17 protein-coding genes are annotated in these 19,077 nt (G+C 70.1%); 5 read left to right on the top strand and 12 right to left on the bottom strand.

Annotation, left to right across the window (positions count from 1 at the left end; all coding sequences use genetic code 11):
• Positions 1–5: 5 nt before the first annotated feature.
• Positions 6–953: a LuxR C-terminal-related transcriptional regulator gene (locus ACH47Z_RS18915; protein WP_399074933.1), complete on the top strand. Its 948-nt coding sequence runs from the start codon at positions 6–8 to the stop codon at positions 951–953.
• Positions 954–1,040: 87 nt separating this feature from the next.
• Here the strand turns inward: ACH47Z_RS18915 and clpB are convergent, their stop codons facing one another.
• On the bottom strand, positions 1,041–3,638 hold the full coding sequence (gene clpB / locus ACH47Z_RS18910) for an ATP-dependent chaperone ClpB (protein WP_399074931.1): 2,598 nt from the start codon (positions 3,636–3,638) through the stop codon (positions 1,041–1,043).
• A 130-nt stretch (positions 3,639–3,768) separates the two neighbouring features.
• Here clpB and ACH47Z_RS18905 point away from each other — a divergent pair, with 130 nt between their 5' ends.
• Positions 3,769–4,161 (top strand): pyridoxamine 5'-phosphate oxidase family protein, encoded by a 393-nt coding sequence (locus ACH47Z_RS18905; protein WP_399074929.1) that lies wholly within the window; start codon positions 3,769–3,771, stop codon positions 4,159–4,161.
• A gap of 147 nt (positions 4,162–4,308) precedes the next feature.
• Here ACH47Z_RS18905 and ACH47Z_RS18900 read toward each other — a convergent pair whose 3' ends face one another.
• Both ACH47Z_RS18900 and ACH47Z_RS18895 read right to left on the bottom strand, forming a co-directional pair.
• On the bottom strand, positions 4,309–4,644 hold the full coding sequence (locus tag ACH47Z_RS18900) for a hypothetical protein (protein WP_067042109.1): 336 nt from the start codon (positions 4,642–4,644) through the stop codon (positions 4,309–4,311).
• Positions 4,641–4,907 carry a hypothetical protein gene (locus ACH47Z_RS18895; RefSeq protein WP_399074927.1) on the bottom strand — a complete coding sequence of 89 codons (267 nt, stop codon included), beginning with the start codon at positions 4,905–4,907 and terminating at the stop codon, positions 4,641–4,643. The genes ACH47Z_RS18900 and ACH47Z_RS18895 overlap by 4 nt, the downstream gene beginning before the upstream one ends.
• A gap of 182 nt (positions 4,908–5,089) precedes the next feature.
• Between ACH47Z_RS18895 and ACH47Z_RS18890 the strand changes: the two genes are divergently transcribed.
• Positions 5,090–6,034: a helix-turn-helix transcriptional regulator gene (locus tag ACH47Z_RS18890; protein ID WP_399075367.1), complete on the top strand. Its 945-nt coding sequence runs from the start codon at positions 5,090–5,092 to the stop codon at positions 6,032–6,034.
• On the opposite strand, the gene ACH47Z_RS18885 is transcribed toward ACH47Z_RS18890, so the two are convergent.
• The 9 genes from ACH47Z_RS18885 to ACH47Z_RS18845 all read right to left on the bottom strand — a co-directional run bounded on the left by ACH47Z_RS18885 (position 6,018) and on the right by ACH47Z_RS18845 (position 16,189).
• Positions 6,018–7,043, bottom strand: coding sequence for a LuxR C-terminal-related transcriptional regulator (locus ACH47Z_RS18885; protein WP_399074925.1), 1,026 nt, complete (start codon positions 7,041–7,043; stop codon positions 6,018–6,020). The two genes, ACH47Z_RS18890 and ACH47Z_RS18885, sit on opposite strands and share 17 nt — an antisense overlap.
• Positions 7,044–7,194: 151 nt before the next feature.
• Positions 7,195–8,301, bottom strand: coding sequence for a sugar ABC transporter substrate-binding protein (locus ACH47Z_RS18880; RefSeq protein WP_399074923.1), 1,107 nt, complete (start codon positions 8,299–8,301; stop codon positions 7,195–7,197).
• Positions 8,302–8,566: 265 nt separating this feature from the next.
• Positions 8,567–9,016, bottom strand: a complete 450-nt coding sequence (locus ACH47Z_RS18875; RefSeq protein WP_225097407.1) for a heat shock protein transcriptional repressor HspR — start codon at positions 9,014–9,016, stop codon at positions 8,567–8,569.
• Positions 9,017–9,021: 5 nt separating this feature from the next.
• Positions 9,022–10,191, bottom strand: coding sequence for a molecular chaperone DnaJ (dnaJ, locus tag ACH47Z_RS18870; RefSeq protein ID WP_399074921.1), 1,170 nt, complete (start codon positions 10,189–10,191; stop codon positions 9,022–9,024).
• A 36-nt stretch (positions 10,192–10,227) separates the two neighbouring features.
• Entirely contained in the window at positions 10,228–10,893 is a 666-nt protein-coding gene (grpE, locus tag ACH47Z_RS18865; protein ID WP_399074918.1) for a nucleotide exchange factor GrpE, read from the bottom strand.
• Entirely contained in the window at positions 10,890–12,740 is a 1,851-nt protein-coding gene (dnaK, locus tag ACH47Z_RS18860) for a molecular chaperone DnaK (protein ID WP_399074916.1), read from the bottom strand. Before dnaK ends, grpE begins: the two co-directional genes overlap by 4 nt.
• A 94-nt stretch (positions 12,741–12,834) precedes the next feature.
• Positions 12,835–13,914: an MraY family glycosyltransferase gene (locus tag ACH47Z_RS18855; protein ID WP_399074914.1), complete on the bottom strand. Its 1,080-nt coding sequence runs from the start codon at positions 13,912–13,914 to the stop codon at positions 12,835–12,837.
• A 101-nt stretch (positions 13,915–14,015) separates the two neighbouring features.
• Positions 14,016–14,591 carry a low molecular weight phosphatase family protein gene (locus tag ACH47Z_RS18850; protein WP_399074912.1) on the bottom strand — a complete coding sequence of 192 codons (576 nt, stop codon included), beginning with the start codon at positions 14,589–14,591 and terminating at the stop codon, positions 14,016–14,018.
• On the bottom strand, positions 14,588–16,189 hold the full coding sequence (locus ACH47Z_RS18845) for a polysaccharide biosynthesis tyrosine autokinase (protein ID WP_399075365.1): 1,602 nt from the start codon (positions 16,187–16,189) through the stop codon (positions 14,588–14,590). Before ACH47Z_RS18845 ends, ACH47Z_RS18850 begins: the two co-directional genes overlap by 4 nt.
• Before the next feature lie 299 nt (positions 16,190–16,488).
• On the opposite strand from ACH47Z_RS18845, the gene ACH47Z_RS18840 reads away from it, so the two are divergent.
• Positions 16,489–17,124 (top strand): LPXTG cell wall anchor domain-containing protein, encoded by a 636-nt coding sequence (locus tag ACH47Z_RS18840; RefSeq protein WP_399074910.1) that lies wholly within the window; start codon positions 16,489–16,491, stop codon positions 17,122–17,124.
• A 62-nt stretch (positions 17,125–17,186) separates the two neighbouring features.
• A complete protein-coding gene (locus ACH47Z_RS18835; RefSeq protein WP_399074908.1) occupies positions 17,187–19,016 on the top strand; it encodes a DUF4012 domain-containing protein in 1,830 nt (609 codons plus the stop codon).
• Positions 19,017–19,077 lie beyond the last annotated feature (61 nt).

The raw sequence follows: 19,077 nt of genomic DNA, 5'->3' as shown, positions 1-19,077 counted from the left end.
TCACGGTGCCGGAGGCCACGGCGGAACTAGGCATCCCGGAAGCCGCCGTGGACCAGGCGATCGACACGCTGGCGGAATTCCACCTGGTCGACCAGGTGGACGGCGCGGAAAACCTTCAGGGCCTGTGCAATAGCGGTCCCTGGTGGCGAACCGTCCATCCGCATCTGGCCGCCGCCCGTATGGCGAGCACGGAATCACAGCTGCGCAGACGGCTTTTCGAACTGAACACCCGGCGCGATTCCCTGACGGAACTCGCCTCGGTGTACGCGGCCCGCCCTCAGGAGCGCACCGAGGCCGCCGAGACCGTCGAGGTCGTCGACTCGCTCCGCGATGTGATCACCCTGATCGAGCAGGCCAGCGTCGAGTGCGAGCACGAGATGATCACCTGTCAGCCCGGCGGCGGCCGCCCCACCGAGGAGCTGGAACAGGCGGTCGCCCGGGACACCGCGCTGCTGGACCGGGGCCTGCGGATGCGCACGCTCTACCAGCACTCGGCCCGGCACCACGCCCCCACCCAGGCCTACGTCGAACGGGTCGTCGCCGCGGGCGCCGAAGTCCGCACGCTGACCGATCTGTTCGGGCGCATGATCGTCTTCGACCGCCGGATCGCCTTCCTCCCGCACCCCCAGCGCCGGGGCGGGGCGGTGGTGGTGCGCTCCCCCGCCGCCGTCGCGTTCCTGTGCGGCGCGTTCGACCGCACCTGGGACCTCGCCGTCCCGTTCGGCGCGCCCGAGGCGACCTCGGTCGCCGTCGACGACCTGCGGCAGGGCATCCTGCGGCTGCTGAGCCAGGGCCTCAAGGACGAGGTGATCGCCCGCCGCCTGGGCATCTCGCTGCGCACCTGCCGCAAGCACATCGCGGATCTGTTCCAGGAGCTGAACGCCGAGAGCCGCTTCCAGGCGGGCTATCTCGCGGCCACCCGCGACTTACTGCGGGACACCCCCGAGAACTGACCGCACCCGCAGGACGCGAAACGGCCGGGGAGGTGTACGTCAGTCAGTACGCTCCCCGGCCGTCGTCCCACCCACCTCGTCAGCGGCTCACAGCGTCTTTCCGGTCGCCGGTCCCACCAGCAGCCCCTCGCCGAAGCGGTCCACGCGGACCGTGTCGCCGTCCTTGACCTCACCGGAGAGGATCTCCCGGGCGAGCCGGTCGCCGATGGCGGTCTGCACCAGGCGGCGCAGCGGCCGGGCACCGTAGGCCGGGTCGTTGCCCTCCTCGGCGAGCCAGGCCAGCGCCTCGGGCGTGATCTCCAGGGTGAGCCGGCGCTCGGCCAGCCGCCTGCCCAGCCGGTCGATCTGGAGCTGCGCGATCCGCCCCAGCTCGGCCTTGTCGAGGGCCGAGAAGACCACCAGGTCGTCCAGCCGGTTGAGGAACTCCGGCTTGAAGGAGGTCCGGACGACCTCCAGGACCTGCTCCCTCTTCTCCGTCTCACTGGTGATCGGGTCGACCAGGTACTGGCTGCCCAGGTTGGAGGTGAGCACCAGGATGGCGTTGCGGAAGTCGACCGTACGGCCCTGTCCGTCCGTCAGCCGCCCGTCGTCCAGCACCTGGAGCAGGATGTCGAAGACCTCGGGGTGGGCCTTCTCCACCTCGTCCAGCAGCACGACGCTGTACGGCCGCCGCCGCACGGCCTCGGTCAGCTGACCGCCCTCCTCGTACCCGACGTAACCGGGAGGCGCGCCGACCAGCCGGGCCACGCTGTGCTTCTCGCCGTACTCCGACATGTCGATGCGGACCATGGCCCGCTCGTCGTCGAAGAGGAAGTCGGCGAGCGCCTTGGCGAGTTCGGTCTTGCCGACACCGGTCGGGCCGAGGAAGAGGAACGATCCGGTGGGCCGGTCGGGGTCGGCGATACCGGCGCGGGAACGTCGTACGGCGTCGCTGACGGCCCGCACGGCCTCCCCCTGCCCGATGAGCCGCTTGCCGATCTCCTCCTCCATGCGCAGCAGCTTCTGCGTCTCGCCCTCCATCAGGCGCCCGGCGGGGATACCGGTCCAGGCGGCGACGACGTCCGCGATGTCGTCGGAGCCGACCTCCTCCTTGACCATCGTGTCCTTGGCGACTTCCTCCTCGGCCTCGGAGGCGGCCTCCAGCTCCTTCTCCAGCTGCGGGATCTCGCCGTACAGCAGCTTGGCCGCGCGGTCGAAGTCGCCGTCGCGCTGGGCGCGTTCGGCCTGTCCGCGCAAGGAGTCCAGGCGCTCCTTCAGCTCGCCGACCCGGTTGAGGGACTGCTTCTCCTTCTCCCAGCGGGCGGTCAGGCCCCGCAGTTCCTCCTCCTTGTCGGCGAGGTCGCGGCGCAGCTTCTCCAGGCGGGCGACGGAGGCCGGGTCGGTCTCCTTGGCGATCGCGAGCTCCTCCATCTTCAACCGGTCGACGGCGCGCTGGAGTTCGTCGATCTCGACGGGGGACGAGTCGATCTCCATGCGGAGGCGTGAGGCCGCCTCGTCGACGAGGTCGATGGCCTTGTCGGGCAGGAAGCGGGAGGTGATGTACCGGTCGGAGAGGGTCGCGGCGGCCACCAGCGCGCTGTCCGCGATCTGCACCTTGTGGTGGGCCTCGTAACGCCCCTTGAGCCCGCGCAGGATGGCGATGGTGTCCTCGACGGTCGGCTCGGCGACGAGCACCTGCTGGAAGCGGCGCTCCAGGGCGGGGTCCTTCTCGATCCGCTCGCGGTACTCGTCGAGGGTCGTGGCGCCGACCATACGCAGCTCACCGCGGGCGAGCATGGGCTTGAGCATGTTGCCGGCGTCCATGGCGGAGTCGCCCCCGGCGCCCGCGCCCACCACCGTGTGCAGCTCGTCGATGAAGGTGATGATCTGCCCGTCGGATTCCTTGATCTCGGCGAGCACGGCCTTCAGCCGCTCCTCGAACTCGCCCCGGTACTTGGCTCCGGCGACCATCGCGCCGAGGTCGAGCGAGACGAGCCGCTTGTCCTTGAGCGACTCGGGGACGTCACCCTTGACGATCCGCTGGGCGAGCCCCTCGACGACGGCGGTCTTGCCGACCCCGGGCTCACCGATCAGGACGGGGTTGTTCTTCGTCCGCCGGCTGAGCACCTGCACCACGCGCCGGATCTCCTGGTCCCGGCCGATCACCGGATCCAGCCGCCCCTCGCGGGCGGCGGCGGTGAAGTCGGTGCCGAACTTCTCCAGGGCCTTGTACTGACCCTCGGGGTCGGCGGTGGTCACGCGGCGTCCTCCCCTGGCCTTCCTGAAGGCCTCCAGCAGCTTCTTCGCATCGGCGCCCTGCGCCTGGAGCACCTCGGCGACCCGTCCGCCCTTGGCGGCGACGCCGATGAGGAGATGCTCGGTGGACAGGTACTCGTCGCCGAGTTCCTTCGCCCGCTCGCCGGCGTCGGCGATGACGGCCAGCAGCTCACGGTTGGGCTGCGGCGGCGCGACGGTGGACCCGGTCACGCTGGGCAGCGAGGCCAGGATCTTCTCGGCCCCGGAGCGCACGGCGGCCTGGTCGGCGTCGACGGCCGCGAGCAGGTCGGTGATGTTCTCGTTGTCCTGCCCCTGGAGCAGAGCCAGCAGCAGGTGAGCAGCGGTGAGGTCCGGGTGCCCCTCGGTCACGGCCCGGTTGCTGGCCGCGTTGATCGCGTCCCGGCTCCTGTTGGTCAGCTCGGCGTCCACGTGTCCGTTCTCCTCCTGCGCGACGATCTCTTCTGCGATCTCTCCACTGCTGACTTAGCCAGCGTACACAAAGTTGAGTCTATTCCGCTCAAGGGTGGGCGGGAGGGCTTGCGGGCACTAGGTTGCGGGCATGGCGAACCACTCTGAGGATTACCTGACCTTCTGGCGGGAACGGCACCTGTGCACGCTGACCACGCTGCGGCCCGACGGCAGTCCGCATGTGGTGCCGGTCGGGGTGACGTACGACGCGGAGGCCGGCCTGGCCAGGGTGATCACCAACGGGACCAGCGCGAAGGTACGGCATGTGCGCGCGGCCGGCACCGAGGGCGCCCGGGTGGCGGTGTGCCAGGTGGACGGCCGGCGCTGGGCCACGCTGGAGGGGCGGGCGCGGGTGTCGACGGAACCGGAGCGCGTCGCGGAGGCGGTACGGCGCTACGCCGAGCGCTACGAGCGGACACCGGGCCCGAATCCGGCGCGCGTGGTGATCGAGATCGAGGTCGAGCGAGCGCTGGGACATGGCTGAGACGACCGAAAACTTTCAGCCACGGCGGGAGCGCACCCATACCCGGAAATGTCCCCAGAAACTGCAGCGGCGTCACCGTGTTCAGGTCACGGTGACGCCGCTGCGGGGGGAAGCACCTGAGCGATCTTTTACGACGGGGGAATCGCGTCAGGCACTGCGGGGGGTGGCCGAGATGGTTCGCAGGTCGGAGTCCGTCGGCTCGGCAAGCCGGTGGTCCCGCTGGTCCAGGTTCACAAAGATCATTCCGTACCGGATGGCACAGCGCACCGGCTGGGGGGCGCCGCGCGGCTTGCGCAGACACCGGTACGCCCGCACGTCCCCGTCCTCGTCCCGCGTCACGACGACCGGCTCACCGAACACGGTCACCATCAGCGAGTCACCGCTGTGGGGGATGGCGGTGACCAGGTCGATGAAGTGCCAGCCGGAGCGGTAGGCCGTGGCCATTTCACGACGGAAGGAACGGTCGTCGGGTGGGGTGGTCATGACCGCACGACCCAGCTGCTGTCATGCGGCGCGACCCAGGAGCTGTCGTGCGGGGCGACCCAGGAACTGTCACCCGGGGCGACCCAGGAGCTGTCACCCGGGGCCTCCGACGCCACGATCACCCAGCTGCTGTCACCGGTGCCCGCGGCCTTTACGCTCCAACTGCTGTCCTGTGCGACAGCACCCTTCGCCCCCGCGTTGCCGGTCAGCGCCCCGAAGGCCAGTACGGCGGAGAAGGCGGCGACAAGCGCCGAGCGAAGCATTCTCTTATGCATAGTCGGCTTCGTCCTCATGTGAAGGTCACCTCTCCCCCGTCCGAATACGACGATGGCCCATTCCGGCACGTCATGGCCACACAAACGAGGCATCATGTTCCTGCACGTTCAGGACCCTGGGGGGTGGAGATTTGGCGATAAACGAGATTAAACGGACACATCCCCACGGGCTGACCGACCTGTGCGAGGACGGGCGCCGCCTTTACGGGAACGCTCTCCGGACGGGACGCCTAGCCCGTGCGGATGTGGAACCCGCTCCGTGCTTGATGGAGTTTGCCCTCCTTCATCCCGACCCGGACGACCCCAACTGGCTGCGCCCGGTACCCCCTTCCATCGCTCTGGCCCAGCGGCTGGGACCGCTCGAGCACGAGATCAACCAGCGACGGCGACAGTCAATCGAACTGGCCGATGCTTTCGAGCCGTTCATGAGCATCAGTGCCCAGCCCACGGCGACCACGCACTCCATCACCGTGCTCGAGGGCCTCGACCGGATCAACGCGGCACTGGATCTGGCCACGGCCCAGTGCCAGAACGAGATGCTCACCGTGCAGCCGAGCCGCCGCCGGCTCGAGCACACCCTGAACAAGGCACTGGAGCGCGACCGGCCGCTGATCGAGCGCGGCTGCCGCATCCGCACCCTCTACCAGCACCCGGCCCGCTACAGCCCGGAGACGCTGGCGTACGTGGCCCAGTTCACCGACGGCAAGGTGGAGTACCGCACCATCGACGAACTCGTCGAGCGGCTGATCATCTGCGACGAGACCGTGGCCTTCATCCCGACCCGCGACGACGGGGAGGTCGCCCTCGAACTCCGGCATCCGGGGCTCGTCCGCTACCTGATCAAGGTCTTCGAGTTCATGTGGGCCCGTGCGGTCCCGCTGAGCGCCGGCGCCCCCTACGAGACCGCCCCGGACGGCATCACGGAGATCCAGCACTCCATCGCCAAGCTCCTCGTCGAGGGGCACGTCGACGAGGCGATCGCACGGCGCCTCGGCATGAACGTGCGCACCTGCCGGGCCCATATCGCCAAGCTCGCGACCACCCTGGGCAGCGGCAGCCGGGCCCAGCTCGGCTTCCTCATAGCGCAGTCGGGGCTCCTCAAGCAGGAGCCGTGAAGGCCGGCGGGGGCGGCAGGCCGGGGCGGTGGCCGTCGAGGCCCACCTGGGCTATGCGGACGCCGAGCTGGGTGCGGCTGGCCGCGCCCAGGGTCTCCGAGAGGCGGGCGATGTGGGCGCGGCAGGTACGGACGCTGATGCCGAGGCGTTCGGCGATCACCGCGTCCTGGTGGCCCTCCGCCAGCAGTGCCGCGATGGACTGTTCGCGGTGGGAGATGCCCTCGATGCCGGTGTCGGGCAGGGGCGCGGTCAGGGGGATCGCCAGGCGCCAGAGGCGTTCGAACACCGTCAGCAGGTATTCCACCAGCGCCGGGTGACGTAGTTCCAGGGCCATCGTGCGGTCCGCGTTGGCGGGGATGAACGCCACCGTGCGGTCGAAGAGGATCAGCCGGTCGATGACCTCGTCCAGGGTCCTGGCCTCCACCGTGTCGCCCATCAGCTCCAGGTAGTTCAGCAGGCCCTGGCCGTGGCGGGCCACGTGCGTGTACAGGTCGCGCATGCGCACGCCCCGGCCGCGCAGCGCCAGCGCCCGGTGCAGACCCTCCGTCAGTTCCGCCTCCCGGCGGATGCCGCCCGGCTGCACGGTGAGCACCTCGGCCGTACACGCCTCGGTCGCCTCGTCCATGGCCGCCTGGATCCGGGACAGCCCGTCCAGGACGCGGATCGCGCTGCCCTCGGCCGGGGTCGTCAGCGCGTGCAGCTGGCGGCCGAGGCCCGCGTACCACTCGAAGGCCGCCACCGCCGAGCCCATCCGCCGCTGGCTCGCGCTGACCTCGTCGTAGACCCCGCGCAGCAGCCGGGTCATGACCTCCTGCGGGGAGGTCGGCACCAGCCAGTCCATGTCGTCGGGGTCGGGGTGCAGCAGGGCCAGTTCGAGCAGGCAGGGCACCGTCTCGACGTCAGCGCGGGCGACCCGTCCGCGCCGTACGGCCCGGGAATACAACCGGTCGCCGGCCGCGCACAGTCGGTCGGCGCCGTGTGGATGCTGCTCCGTCCCGCGCCCGGCCATCGCCCATTCCACCCCCGGTGTGCTGCCACTTCCGCAGCGCAACTATGCGCGGCGGCGACCGGGTCCGCAACACGGCTCACCCCAACGGGGCCGCCATAAAGGGCCGTTATGCCCGGATATCGCCCACGGGGTCACCCCTGGGGTGTACGCCTTACTTCAGGCCGACCCGCGCGCACGCCGCCTTGTACGCCGAGGTGCAGATGTCGCCCACCGTGTAGATGCCGTCCGAGATGACCGTGGACCTGATGTTGGTCTTGGTCAGCGCGACCGGCTGGATCAGCCTGGCCGGGATGCTCTTGGTGGTCGGGCTGTCGACCTTGTCCTGGGTGAGGGCGTCGAACTGGATGTCCTTGCCCTGGATCTTGGCGACGGCCATCTGGGCGGCGGCCTGGGCCTCGTCCGGGTAGGACTTGTAGACGCTCATGTACTGCTCGTCGGCCACGACCCGCTGCACGCCCTCCAGTGAGGCGTCCTGACCGGTGATCGGCGGCAGGGTGGTGACGCCGGCCGCCTCCAGGGCCTTGATGACGCCTCCGGCCATGTCGTCGTTGGCCGAGTAGACCGCGGCGATGTTGTTCTTGCCGATCTGGGCGATCGCCTGGGCCATGTTGGCCTGGGCGTTCTCCGGCTTCCATTTGACGGTGTCGTACGACGCCGCGATCGTCACCTTGCCGTTCAGCTCGGAGAGCGCGCCCTCCTTGAACTGCTTGGCGTTGGGGTCGGTGGGCGAGCCGTTCATCATGACGATCTTGTCGGAGGTGTCGGCGTGCGAGCCGAGCGCCTCCAGCAGGGAGCGGCCCTGCACCTCGCCGACCAGCTCGTTGTCGAAGGAGACGTACGCGTCGATGGGGCCCTCGGCGAGCCGGTCGTAGGCGATGACCGGGATGCCCGCGTCCTTGGCCTTCTTCACCTCGCCGGAGATTGCGTGCGCGTCGACCGGGTCGATCAGGATGATGTCGACCTTGTCGTCGATCATCTTCTGCATCTGCGCGTTCTGCTGGGAGACGTCCGCGTCGGCGTTGGCGTACTCGACCTTGCCCCGCTTCTGGGTGAGTTCGGCGACCTGGGACTTGATGATGGGGTAGTCGAACTTGTCGTAGCGGGTGTTCGCCTTCTCCGGCAGCAGCAGACCCACCGTGATGTCGTTGCCCTTGCTCGGGCTCGCGCTCGCGCTGTCCCCCGTCGCTCCCAGTACGCCGCAGCCGGCGAGCGAGAGGGTCATCGTGGTTGCGGCCACGGATATGGCGATACGACGCATGCGAGGGCTCACTTCAGGTGCGTTCCGGACGTGGGGGCTGCTATACGACCCAGGTGTCTGAAAAGCCAACGCGGACGCCGCACCCGGCGTCAAGCGGAACTACTTAACGAGTCCGCAACACCACGCTCAGCTGACCCTGTGAAGGATGAGCGGAATCCCCTTCAAACGCCCTTTACGGACCCTCCATTCAAGGGGAGTCCATGAGGAGGCAAAGAAAGGGGCCCGGAATCCGGACCCCTTTCGGACGTGCCTGCGTACGGCCGGGTCAGTCGTTGTGCTGCCGCTTCGGCCGCCACACCACCAGCGCGCTGGTCTGCTGCACCTCCTGGTACGGCACCAGGTCACGGCGGTACGACGCGTGCACCGCCGCTTCCCGCTGCTGCATCGCCGCGGCCGCCCCGTCCAGCGCGGCCTCCAGCTCCGCGACGCGGGACTGGAGCGCGGCGACCTGGTTCTCCAGCTCGATGATGCGCTTGATTCCGGCCAGGTTGATACCCTCGTCCTGCGACAACTGCTGGACGGTACGCAGCAGTTCGATGTCGCGTGCCGAGTAACGGCGGCCCCGCCCGGCCGTGCGGTCCGGGGAGACCAGGCCCAGGCGGTCGTACTGGCGCAGCGTCTGCGGGTGGAGTCCGGAGAGCTGGGCCGCCACCGAGATGACGTAGACCGGGGTCTCCTCGGTCAGTTCATACGGGTTACGCCGACGGCCGTCCATCACTCTCAGTCTCCCTTCGCGGCCTCGAACAGCTCCGCCCGCGGGTCCTCGTCCGCGGTCGCCTCGCGATACGCCTCGAGCGCGTCACGAGCCTTCCCCGACACGTCCTTCGGGACACGCACCTCGACGGTGACCAGGAGGTCGCCCCGGGTGCCGTCCTTGCGGACCGCGCCCTTGCCCCGGGCGCGCATCGTGCGGCCGTTGGGCGTGCCGGGCGGCAGCTTCAGGGTGACGGGCGGACCGCCGAGCGTCGGCACCCGCACCTCGCCGCCGAGGGCCGCCTCGGCGAACGTGACCGGCACGGTGACCGTCAGGTTGTCGTCCTTGCGGCCGAACACCGGGTGCGCGCCGACGTGCACGACCACGTACAGGTCGCCCGCCGGTCCGCCCCGCTCGCCGGGCGCGCCCTTGCCGCGCAGCCGGATCCGCTGCCCGTCGGTGACGCCCGCCGGGATGCGGACCTGCATCGTGCGCGACGACTTCGCGCGGCCGCTGCCCTTGCACTCCAGGCAGGGGTGCTCGGCGATCAGGCCGCGGCCCTTGCAGTCGGGGCAGGGGTCGGTGAGCGAGAAGCCGCCGCCCGAGCCCCGCGCGACCTGGCCGGTGCCGACACAGGTCGGGCACACGCGCGGTGTGCCGTTCTTGTCGCCGGTGCCCGAACAGGCCTTGCAGGGCGCCTGGGAGGACATCCGCAGGGGCACCGTGGCGCCCTCGATGGCCTCCGTGAAGCTCAGCGTGACCTCGGTGTCGATGTCCTGGCCGCGGCGCGGCTGGGTACGTGTCGTCCCCGTGCCGCCGCGGTTGAACAGGCCCCCGAAGACGTCACCGAGTCCGCCGCCGAAGCCTCCGCCCTGGGTGGTTCCGCCGCCTCCGAAGAGGTCGCCCAGGTCGAAGTTGAAGTTGCCGCCGGCGCCCGGCCCGGGGCGGAAGCCGCCGTTGCCGAACAGGGCGCGCGCCTCGTCGTACTCCTTGCGCTTCTTGGGGTCGCCGAGTATGTCGTTCGCCTCGGAGATCTCCTTGAAGCGCTCCTCGGCCTTGGCGTTGCCCTTGTTGGCGTCCGGGTGGAACTCGCGGGCGAGCTTCCGGTACGCCTTCTTGATCTCGGCCTCGGTGGCGTCCTTGGGGACGCCGAGGACCTTGTAGTAGTCCTTCTCGATGAAGTCCTTGGTGCTCATCCCCGACGTCCCTCCTTCCCCTTGGGTGTCCTCACGTCAGCCCTCGTCCGGGCCACCGCTCTCCTTGTCGTCAGCCTTCTTCGCCTCGGTCTTGTCCTCGGCGCTCTCGGCCTTGACGGTCTGCGCGCCGGGCTGCGGCTCGGCGACGGCCACCCGCGCGGGGCGGATGGTGCGCTCGCCGATGCGATACCCGGGCTGCAGGATCGCCACGCAGGTCGTCTCGGTGACGTCCGGCGCGTAGCTGTGCATCAGGGCCTCGTGGATCGTCGGGTCGAAGGGCTCGCCCTCCTTGCCGAACTGCTGCAGGCCCATCTTGGCCGCGACGGTCTCCAGCGACTCGGCCACCGACTTGAAGCCGCCGACCAGCTCGCCGTGTTCCCTTGCGCGGCCGATGTCGTCGAGCACGGGCAGGAGCTCGGTCAGGAGGTTCGCGACGGCGATCTCCTTGACCGTGACCCGGTCCCGCTCGACCCGGCGGCGGTAGTTCTGGTACTCGGCCTGGAGGCGCTGGAGGTCCGCCGTGCGCTCGTTCAGCGCGGTGCGCACCTGGTCCAGCTGGGCGACCAGACCGGCACTTTCGGTCGCGTCCCCGGCCGGGGCCGCCCCCTCCTTCGAGGAGGCGGCCTTCGGCTCGGCGTCGTCGGAGGTGGCGCCGGAGGGGACGTCGGGCTTCTCCTCGAAGCCCGGGGTCTCCTCCGTCACGCGGCACCGTCCTTGCGCTCGTCGTCCACGATCTCGGCGTCCACGACGTCGTCGTCAGCGGCCTTGGCGCCGCCCGCGGCGGCACCCTCCGGACCGCCGGCGGCCTGCGCGGCCTGGGCGTCGGCGTACATGGCCTGGCCCAGCTTCTGCGAGACGGCGGCGACCTTCTCGGTGGCGGTACGGATCTCGGCGGTGTCCTCGCCCTTGAGCTTCTCCTTCAGCTCGGCGACGGCGGACTCCACCTCGGTCTTGATCTCGCCCGGGACCTTGTCCTCGTTGTCCTTGAGGAACTTCTCGGTCTGGTAGACCAGCTGCTCGCCCTGGTTGCGGGTCTCGGCGGCCTCGCGGCGGCGGTGGTCCTCCTCCGCGTACTGCTCGGCCTCCTGGCGCATCCGGTCGACCTCGTCCTTCGGCAGCGAGGAGCCGCCGGTGACGGTCATCTTCTGCTCCTTGCCCGTGCCAAGGTCCTTGGCCGTGACGTGCATGATGCCGTTGGCGTCGATGTCGAAGGAGACCTCGATCTGCGGGACACCGCGCGGGGCCGGCGGCAGACCGGTCAGCTCGAACATGCCGAGCTTCTTGTTGTACGCCGCGATCTCGCGCTCGCCCTGGTAGACCTGGATCTGCACGGACGGCTGGTTGTCCTCGGCCGTGGTGAAGATCTCGGAGCGCTTGGTCGGGATGGTCGTGTTGCGCTCGATCAGCTTGGTCATGATGCCGCCCTTGGTCTCGATACCGAGGGACAGCGGGGTGACGTCGAGGAGCAGGACGTCCTTGACCTCACCCTTGAGGACACCGGCCTGGAGCGAGGCGCCGATGGCGACGACCTCGTCCGGGTTCACACCCTTGTTGGCCTCCTTGCCGCCGGTCAGCTCCTTGACGAGCTCGGCGACGGCGGGCATACGGGTGGAGCCACCGACGAGCACCACGTGGTCGATCTCGGAGAGGGCGATGCCCGCGTCCTTGATGACGTTGTGGAACGGGGTCTTGGTGCGCTCGAGCAGGTCGGCCGTCAGCTGCTGGAACTGGGCCCGGGTGAGCTTCTCGTCCAGGTGCAGCGGGCCCTCGGCGGACGCCGTGATGTACGGCAGGTTGATCGAGGTCTCGGTGGACGAGGACAGCTCGATCTTCGCCTTCTCGGCAGCCTCACGCAGACGCTGCAGAGCCATCTTGTCCTTGGACAGGTCCACGCCGTGGCCGGACTGGAACTGCTTGACCAGGAAGTCGACGATGCGCTGGTCCCAGTCGTCACCACCGAGGTGGTTGTCACCGTTGGTGGCCTTCACCTCGACGACGCCGTCGCCGATCTCCAGCAGGGACACGTCGAAGGTGCCGCCACCGAGGTCGAAGACGAGGATCGTCTGGTCGTCCTTGTCGAGGCCGTAGGCCAGCGCGGCGGCGGTCGGCTCGTTGACGATGCGCAGGACGTTCAGACCGGCGATCTCACCGGCCTCCTTGGTCGCCTGACGCTCGGAGTCGTTGAAGTACGCCGGGACGGTGATGACCGCGTCGGTCACCTTCTCGCCCAGGTACGCCTCGGCGTCCCGCTTCAGCTTCTGCAGGATGAACGCGGACATCTGCTGCGGGTTGAAGACCTTGCCGTCGAGCTCGATCTTCCAGTCGGTGCCCATGTGGCGCTTCACCGAGCGGATGGTCCGGTCCACGTTCGTGACCGCCTGGCGCTTGGCGACCTCGCCGACGAGCACCTCGCCGTTCTTGGCGAAGGCGACGACGGACGGCGTGGTCCTGGCACCCTCGGCGTTGGTGATGACGGTGGGCTCGCCGCCCTCCAGAACGCTGACGACGGAGTTAGTCGTGCCCAGGTCGATGCCGACCGCACGTGCCATGGTTGATTCCTCCAGCTGACTTGAGTGGAACGGACTCAAGTGTGCACGACGGCTCCCGCTGGGTCAACAGACCTGAGTCGAGTCGACTCAGGTCTTATGCGTTCCTTACATGCGAATGTGTTCTGACCTGCGAAGACGACGTGGGCCGTCGTGGCGGCCGCACGCGGATCTCGGGTTGCCGTCGCGGCCCGTAGACCTGCGCCCGCCGGGACCCGTACGCCGAAATCCGCAGCAGTCCGAGTACGACGGCAAGGGCCCCGCCGACCACCCACACCAGGGCGTTCCGGCCGGCCCAGCCGGTGTGCACGAGGACCCCGACGAGCACTGCGCCGAACGCCCCCGCGCCGAGCACGACCGTCGCGCCCGGCGAGGTGAGCCCGAGGCGCCGCAGCCGGTGGGCGAGATGATCCGGACCCCGCCGCCGCAGCGGGCGTCCGGCCAGCCGCCGCGACAGAAGGACGAGGACGGCGTCGGCGACCGGCACCGCCCCGAGCGCGAACAGCACGCCCGCACTGGAGGCCAGGTCGTACCCAGTGCGGCTGAACACGGCGGCGGATGCCAGCACGAAACCGGTGAAGAGGGAGCCGCAGGAGCCCAGCGCGATCCGCGCGGGATGCCAGTTGTGCATGAGGAAGCCGGTGAGCGCGGCGGCGAGCACGCTCAGCAGTACCGCGAGCCCGTCCATCACCTCGGCCGCCGCACACCCCGCCACCCCGAAAGCGGTCAGCACCCCGACAGTGCCCGCGAGCCCGTCGGCATGGTCGAGCCCCCTGAAGGCCGCGGCGACGAGGGCGATCCAGAGGACAGCGAGGATCCCCGCCGGAACTCCGGTCTCGTCGTACGGCACGACACAGGCCGCCGCGACCGCCGCACCGGCCACCAGAAACCGTGTCTTCAGCCGCCAGACGTCCCCGACCAGCCCGAGCGCGGCCACGGCGACCCCGGCGAGCAGCAGCTCCCCGACCCCCGAACCGAGCGGCGCGGCGCCCGTCCAGTCCCCCGCCCCCGCGACGAGGCAGACGGCGGCCACGACGGCCACGCCGCCGACCACCGGCACGGGTCGCGCCCGCCGCCGCTGGACAAGCCCGAGCCGCAGGGCGGGCGTCCTGAGCAGCGCCGCGAGCACGGCGGCGAGGAGGAGGGCGGTGGTGGCGGCTGTGATCCCGTAAAGCACGACCCCAAGCTAAGCAGAATGTCACGATTTGCGATGAACAGCGGCTGTACTTCGGCGTGCCGTCGCACCGCACCCGGTCACGTCTGGCTCGGCGACGCGGATCACCGGACGGGGCCGGGATCCAACAGCCGGGCGAGCCTGCTCACCTCTGCGTCGATCTCACGAGCACACCCGTACAGCACGTGCTGGGGCATCCCCAAGGGGTCCGCGATGTCGTCCTCGTCCGGCGGGACGGCGGTGACGGCACCCCGGCGGGCGGCCACGGCCATCACCACGCCGTCGAGACCGCCCGCACCCCTCGGTCTCCCGCCGTCCGGCGTGCCCTCGGCTTCCCCTGCGGCGAGACGCACGAACTCCTTCAGCGTGAAGCAGCGCCGCATCGCCGACGGCGCGAGGCGCACGGCCGCTTCCCGGTGCTCGCACGCCAGCCCGAGGACCAGCGCGGCGTCGGCGACGAGCCGCGCGGTGAGCGGGCGCGACACGAAGCCGGAGCCGTCGGCGCCCAGTTCCTCCAGCACCGCTCTGGTGGAACCGTCCACGCCGGAGCCGTGCCACGCCTCTGTTCCGGCGCTCTCCGGCCGCACGGCCGAGCCGGGCGGAAGCCTGGCGGACAGCAGCCGCTCGGCGAAGACCGAGCGGTGCACGTTGCCCGTACAGACGAAAAGGACGCCGGTCATTTCTCGCCCGCTGGTCGCGTCACCGCGGGCGCGACCGCCTCCTCCCGCCGGAGCGCCGTACGAGGAGCGGGCAGTTCGCCGTACTGCCCGTAGGCGCCGTAGCGGCCGTAGCGGCCGTAGCGGCCGTAGCGACCGCCCGTGGAAACCGGAGCCATGCTGAAGACGGTGCCGAGGATGCGGGCGCCCACGCGCTCCAGTGATTCACTGGCGGTGCGTACTTGGTCCCGGCTGGGCTTCGCGGCGCGTACGACGAGCAGCGTGCCCTGAGCGAGCGACGCCAGTCCGAGAGTGTCGGCGACCGGCAGCAGCGGCGCGGTGTCGACGATCACGGTCTCGTAGGTGTCCGCCAGCTCGCGCAGTACCTCTTCCATGCGTGCCGAGGCGAGCAGCTCCGTGGGGTTCGGCGGTACGGCACCGCCGGCGAGTACCGAGAGCCCTCCGGCGACCTGCTGCACCACGTCCTTGATGCGGGCGTGCCCGATGAGCACCGTGGTCAGACCGGCGTCCTGGACCAGGCCGAACGTCGGGGCCACGCACGGGCGGCGCAGGTCGGCGTCCACCAGACAGGTGGAGACACCCGCCTCGGCAAGCGAGAGCGCGAGGTTCACCGCGGTGTTGGTCTTGCCCTCACCGGGCAGCGAACTCGTCACCACGATGATCCGCGGCGGGTCGTCGACCTGGGAGAACTGGAGGTTGGTCCGCAGCTTGCGGAAGGCCTCGGCGCGCCTGGAATGGCCGTCGGCGCTGACGAGCGGCTGCTTGGGGGCGTTCCTGTCGTAGGGGATGGTGCCGAGACCCGGCAGCGCGGTGAACTCGCCCAGTACCTCGCTGGCCTTGAAGGTGGTGTCGAGGGTCTCACGAAGGGCGACGAGCCCGGCACCGAGGAACAGGCCGCCGAGAACTCCCACGGCCAGGTTGAGCATCGGGCGCGGCGAGACCGGAACCGTGGGGGCGACGGCCTCCTGCGTGACCCCCAGGGAGACGGGAGAGATGGTCGCGCCGTTGTCGCCCGTGCGGTTCCCCCTGGACCGCTTCGAGGGGTCCTGCTTGGGCGTCTCCAGTCGCTCGACGACCGAACTGAACCGTTCCGCGACGGCGTTGGCGATGCGCGCCGCACGCCGGGGCACGGTGTCCTTGACCGTGATGTTGATGAGCACGGTGTTGAGCGGGGCAACGGCCTTGATCTGAGAGGCCAGTTTCTCCGGTGTGGTGTGCAGCCCCAGCTCCTTCACCACGGGAGCGGTGACCTGGCGGGTCGTCACGATCTCGGCGTACGACTGCACGCGCGCCTGCGAGAAGCTCTGGCCCTGGTTCATCTGGGCGGTGTCCTCGGCGGTGCGGGTGGCGACGAAGAGCTGTGCTCTTGCCTCGTACATAGGAGTGCTCAAACTCGTCATGGCGACCGCCGCACCGACGGCGAGGACCAGACAGGCCACGACAGTCGGCCAGCGTCTGGCAAGAGCCTTCAGGAATCCGTGGAGATCCAAGCTGCACCCCTCATAGAACGGAGGGAACGGCCCGAAATGGGATGTTCCGTTCCCTATACGTGCAGCTGAAGATAGGGACTCGCACGCCTCAACCGGGGGAGCCACCCTCATGTCGGCCCGCCGAACGACCCTTGCGTCGTACACCGCCCGGCCACTTCGCCGGGGTGACGCCCTGCTCCATCGAAGGCGACCGCTACACCATCCGATGGCTTCTGGGCAACTTCAGGCGATTTGGTGTCGGTATTCCCCATATATTCGATGTATTCCTGATCTTGATTACGGCTGACGCTGCAGCCCGGCCCGGACCGAAGTCGAGGAGAGTGAAGAAGATGACAGCATCGCCCAGGTGGCGAACTGCTCTGGCAGCGGCAGGATCAGCTGCCGTACTTGTCGCCGCACCACTGGTGGGGATGTCGACCGCCCACGCGGATCCCTACCCGCCGACGCCATGCCCGGCGTACCCGCCGCAGCCCCCGCATGTCAAGGTCCACCCCAAGAAGGTGCGCGCCGGAGGCGACCTGGAATTCGAAGGCACCTGCTTCTCCCCCGACCAGAAGGTCATCGCGGAGCTGGACAACAGGCATGAGATCTTCCTGGGCAAGTTCAGGGCGGACGACAACGGAACCGTCAAGGGCCGCGTGGAGATCCCCAAGCGCACCGAGCCCGGGGAGCACGTCTTCGAGCTGGAAGGCAAGGACCCCAGGCTGGAGGCATCCACCGAAATCACGGTGACGCGCAAGGAGGGCCACCACGACGGCGACGACGACGGCGACCACAAGGGCGACCACGACAACGACCACAAGGGCGACCACAGGGGAGACCACGACGGCGACCACAAGGGCGACCACAAGAGCGACCACGACGGCGACCAGAAGGGAGACAAGGGAGACAAGGGAGACAAGGAACACGGCGGACACGACCAGCACCGCCCGAGCCTCGCGAAGACCGGCAACGAGAAGGCCCTGGCGCTGGGCGGCACCGCAGCGGGGCTGCTCGCGGCGGGCACCGGCGCGATGATGGCCGTGCGCCGTCGCCGCAATTCATGACGGAGCGGGACCTGACTACGGCGGTATCACGGCGTCCCGGTCCTGACCGGGACGCCGTCCCCGTGCCCGGCCGCCCCCGCCGCTCCGGCGGCCGGGCGCCGGGCCGCCGTCGTGTGCTCAGGTACGCCCTGCTGGCCGCCGCGGCGCTCCCGCTGGCCGGCGCCGCCTGGATCGGTGTCACCGGACTGCTCGCCCGTTCAGAGCTGATGGCGGCCCAGCGGGACCTCGACGCGCTACGGCAGTCGACGGCGCCCGCGTCGACGCCCGGCTCCGCCGCCGGGGCGCCGCCCCCCGCCACCAGATCCTGGGAACAGGCGGTGCGTTCCGCCGCCGCCCACTCCGCACGGGCGCACCGCCTCACCACCGGCCCGGCCTGGTACTCCGCCGCCGCCCTGCCCTTCCTCGGGGAGCCGGTCAGGACCGTGCGCGGCGCCGCCTACGCGGCGGACCGCCTGGCCGGCGAGGTGTTGGCCCCGCTGGCGCGCGCCTTGCCCCAGACCAGGCCGGACGGCCATGGCGCGGGGATGTCCGAGGCCCTCACGGCGTTGGGGCAGCACGCGCCGGACGTCGCCCGGGCCGCGCGCGTGGCAGCCGAGGTACGGGCCGACGTGCACGGGCTGCCCCGGTCCACGTGGCTGCCGTCGGCCGACCGGGCCCGTGCCGGGCTCGCGAAGCAGCTCGACCGCCTCGCCCCGGTGATGACCGACGCGTCCGTGGCGGCTCGTGTCCTGCCGCCGATGCTCGGCGCAGAGGGGGAACGGCATTACTTCCTCGCCTTCCAGAACCTCGCCGAGGCACGCGGCACCGGCGGCCTGCCGGGGGCCTTCGCCGTGCTGCGGGCCCGGCACGGCCATCTGTCCTTCGAGCGGTTCGGCAACAACACCGAGATGGCCACGGCGAAGGCGGACATCGACCTGGGAGCCGACTTCGACGCCCGCTACCAGCGCGACGATCCGACCCGTACGTGGCCCAACTCCAACATGAGCCCGCACTTCCCCTACGCGGCCCGTATCTGGGCCGCGTACTGGCGCGAGCACACCGGCGAGCGCGTGGACGGCGCGATCGCCATCGACCCCGTGACACTGAGCCGTTTCCTGCGGGTCACCGGCCCGGCCCGGATGGCCGACGGCACCCAGCTCACCGCCGACAACGTCGTGGATCTCACCGAACGGGCCAGCTACGCGATCTACGACGACGTCGCCCGGCGCAAGGCGTTCTTCGTCGACGCGGCCCGCGCCGCCGCCGGGCCCCTGCTCGCGGCTGCCGACGACACACGCCGCCTGCCCCCGCTGCTCGCCGCTGTGAACGACGCCCAGCGGGAGGGACGGCTGAAGGTGTGGAGCGCCCACGCGCAAGAGCAGCGCCTCCTGGAGTCGCGCCCCTACTCGGGCACGCTCCCGGACTCCCCCGGCCCCTTCGCGGGGCTCGTGGTGAACAACGCGGCGGGCTCCAAGCTGGACTACTACCTCGACCGGCGCCTGGTCTGGGAAGCGGGCGGCTGCACCGGCGGCGGCCGCCCCGTCACCGTGACCGTGACCCTGACCAACCGGGCCCCGGCCTCCGGCCTGCCCGGTTACGTCACGCTGCGGGAGGACCACCCGCCCTACCGCACCAGGCCGGGTGACAACCGACTGCTGGTGTCGTACTACGCCGGGGCCGGGGCCACCCTCACCGGCGCCACTCTGGATGGCCGCACGGCGCTGCCCACGTCCGACGAGGAACGCGGCCACCCCGTGTACACGCTGGACCTGGAGCTGCCCGCTGGCTCCAGCCGGACGCTGGTGCTGCACCTTCTGGAACGGCACGCGAACGGCACCCCCACCCTGCTGCAGCAACCCCTGGTGACGCCGCTGCGGGCCACGCTGAAACCCGGAGGCACCTGCCGGGCCTAGAAGGCTCACCAAGATCTTCATGAGCCTTCTAGGCCGTACGGGTCATGACCGGGTGCGTACG

It is taken from the genome of Streptomyces sp. NPDC020192, assembly GCF_044388685.1.
In the GTDB taxonomy this organism is placed as follows: domain Bacteria; phylum Actinomycetota; class Actinomycetes; order Streptomycetales; family Streptomycetaceae; genus Streptomyces.
Note: the sequence above shows the minus strand (reverse complement) of the source record. Positions and strands in the feature narration are given on the sequence as shown.

Bases quoted from the DNA above. Each gene is read 5' to 3' on its own strand.
- ACH47Z_RS18905 (WP_399074929.1), top strand. From the start codon at position 3,769: ATGGCGAACCACTCTGAGGATTACCTGACCTTCTGGCGGGAACGGCAC.
- ACH47Z_RS18900 (WP_067042109.1), bottom strand. From the start codon at position 4,644: ATGACCACCCCACCCGACGACCGTTCCTTCCGTCGTGAAATGGCCACG.
- ACH47Z_RS18895 (WP_399074927.1), bottom strand. From the start codon at position 4,907: ATGCTTCGCTCGGCGCTTGTCGCCGCCTTCTCCGCCGTACTGGCCTTC.
- ACH47Z_RS18885 (WP_399074925.1), bottom strand. From the start codon at position 7,043: ATGGCCGGGCGCGGGACGGAGCAGCATCCACACGGCGCCGACCGACTG.
- ACH47Z_RS18880 (WP_399074923.1), bottom strand. From the start codon at position 8,301: ATGCGTCGTATCGCCATATCCGTGGCCGCAACCACGATGACCCTCTCG.
- ACH47Z_RS18875 (WP_225097407.1), bottom strand. From the start codon at position 9,016: ATGGACGGCCGTCGGCGTAACCCGTATGAACTGACCGAGGAGACCCCG.
- dnaJ (WP_399074921.1), bottom strand. From the start codon at position 10,191: ATGAGCACCAAGGACTTCATCGAGAAGGACTACTACAAGGTCCTCGGC.
- dnaK (WP_399074916.1), bottom strand. From the start codon at position 12,740: ATGGCACGTGCGGTCGGCATCGACCTGGGCACGACTAACTCCGTCGTC.
- ACH47Z_RS18850 (WP_399074912.1), bottom strand. From the start codon at position 14,591: ATGACCGGCGTCCTTTTCGTCTGTACGGGCAACGTGCACCGCTCGGTC.
- ACH47Z_RS18845 (WP_399075365.1), bottom strand. From the start codon at position 16,189: ATGAGGGTGGCTCCCCCGGTTGAGGCGTGCGAGTCCCTATCTTCAGCT.
- ACH47Z_RS18840 (WP_399074910.1), top strand. From the start codon at position 16,489: ATGTCGACCGCCCACGCGGATCCCTACCCGCCGACGCCATGCCCGGCG.